The 2,106-nt window shown below is 60.4% G+C and carries 3 protein-coding genes; 1 reads left to right on the top strand and 2 read right to left on the bottom strand.

The window, feature by feature from the left end; genetic code table 11:
• Positions 1–140: 140 nt before the first annotated feature.
• On the bottom strand, positions 141–959 hold the full coding sequence (locus GY725_09005; GenBank protein ID MCP4004320.1) for an SDR family NAD(P)-dependent oxidoreductase: 819 nt from the start codon (positions 957–959) through the stop codon (positions 141–143).
• 1 nt (position 960) lies between these two features.
• Positions 961–1,455 (bottom strand): hypothetical protein, encoded by a 495-nt coding sequence (locus GY725_09010; protein ID MCP4004321.1) that lies wholly within the window; start codon positions 1,453–1,455, stop codon positions 961–963.
• Positions 1,456–1,572: 117 nt separating this feature from the next.
• On the opposite strand from GY725_09010, the gene GY725_09015 reads away from it, so the two are divergent.
• A partial coding sequence (locus GY725_09015) for a hypothetical protein (GenBank protein MCP4004322.1) occupies positions 1,573–2,106 on the top strand: 534 nt, incomplete at its 3' end.

Raw genomic sequence — 2,106 nt, forward strand, 5'->3', positions numbered from 1 at the left:
CACAACGCAGCGCCAAAGCCGTTCATCTGGACCAAGAGCGCCGAGCAGATCCTCGACAGCATCCGTCGCTTCTGTTCCCGAGTCCTCCAGGTCCACGCTCGGAAGCATTAGAGATGGAACTTCTGAAACAGGACACTAGGCTAGGCGAGCCGCTTTGCCCAGCGATCAAATGCGGCGAGTAGTTCGTTGGCTCGCAGCTCCGAACTCGCTCGTGTCTCGGGGTGGGTCAGGATGTAGAATTCTTCTTCGAGCACGGCTGTGCGCACCATGCGGCCTACCTCCTTCGGATCGAGGCCGGTCTGAAGTGCCGCGTTGATCATGCTGTTGTCCGAGCCCGTCGGTGTACCGAAGGCGTCGGGTCGATTGCGCTCGCTGTTTGCGATGCCCGTGTTGACAAAGGCAGGGCATAGAACGGAGCAGCCCACGCCGTGGACTTCCCGTTCGGCGTGCAGGGTTTCGGAAATGCCCAGGACGGCGAACTTGCTGGCGGTGTACGGAGCCAGGCCGGGCAGGGCGGTCAGGCCGGCGATCGATGCGGTATTGACGATGTGAGCGTCTCCCTGCTGCGCCTTCATGCGCGGTAGGAATTCCTGGATGCCGTGAATTACACCGTGGAGGTTCACCCCTAGTACCCAGGCCCAGTCTTCATCGCGAATGGCGTCGGCGGTGTGAAAGGTGCTGACCCCGGCGTTGTTGCACAGGATGTTGGTCTCTCCAAACTCCGCGAAACTGCGATCCGCAAGGTCCTTCAGTTCATCCCGTTCAATGACGTCGGTCTGGTGGACGAGGGTGCGAACGCCAAGGGCCGATATCTCGTCGGCCACCTTGTGTGCGGCGCTCGCGTCGATGTCGGAAACTACGATGTTCATGCCCGCTTCGGCGAAGGCCAGGCCCATGCCCCGACCCAGTCCGCCTCCGCCTCCGGTGATGACCGCGGTCTTGCCCTTCAGGTCTTTCATCTCAGATCGACCCCCAGTCGGTGTCCCTCATCATCTTCTGTGAGTCGTAGGTGATGTAGCGTTCCGGGACGACCTCCAGGATCAGTCTCCGTTCGGAGTCGAGCATGCTTGTGAATTTCTCTTCGACCGGGGCATTGCCCTTCAGGATCGCGTTGGAGATCGCAGGATAGACCCAGTCCTTGGTCGCGCGATCTTCGTGGATCTTCACACGGCCTTTCGCGGTCACGGTGCGAGAGGGGCCGAGTGAAGTTCCGACGCTCGAGATCACGATACTCACGCGGGGATCGCGCTTGATGGCGGCGATGCGCTTGCGTTGGCTGGTTGCCGTGAACCAGAAACTGCCGTTGCGCCAGACGTAGGTCATGATCACGCCAACGGCCCATTGGTCCTTCGGGCACCAGATGAAAGTCGCCTCGTTCTGCTCGAGCAGGAGCTTTTCCTGCACGTCCGGATCGAGTGGATAGGCATCGACGTTTTCGTAGTTGCTGACGGCCATGATTTGCTCTCCGCGGATGTGTCGAGCCACTGTATCACGCTGTTCTCTCGGTCCGTGGCGGTACGTGTGTGGGTTGGCGTACAATTACCTGACGCTGCGGCGGGGAGAAAGCGAGCCTTGAACATTCGCAAGATGGCCTGGAGAAACGTCTGGCGGAACAGTCGGCGGACCCTCGTAACGGTCAGCGCCATGACGTTTGCCCTGTGGATCATGATCCTCTATTCCGGGCTCATGGAGGGTTATCTGCGCGATATGGAAGGCAGCGTGCTCGATCTGGAAGTCGGGGACGTACAGATCTTTGCGCCGGACTATCGCGACAATCCCTCTCTTTACACGCGCATCGAAAACATCGAAGAACTGCTCGCGAAGCTGGACGCTGCCGGTTTTACCAGCAGCGCCCGCCTTCTGGCGTTCGGGATGGCGGCCTCTGGCGATTCCTCGACGGGTGTCTCGTTCCGCGGTTTGCAACTGGAGCGCGATGCCAAGGTGTGCCTGGTTGCCGAAGAGGTCGAAAGCGGGCGTTGGATCGAAGCCGGGGACGATACTGGCGTTGTTCTCGGGCGAAGACTCGCGCGTACGCTCGGCGTTTCACCGGGCGAGGAGATCATCGTTCTGAGTCAGGCTGCGGATGGCAGCATGGCCTACGACAAA

This window comes from bacterium (assembly GCA_024226335.1).
Classification (GTDB): Bacteria; Myxococcota_A; UBA9160; order SZUA-336; family SZUA-336; genus JAAELY01.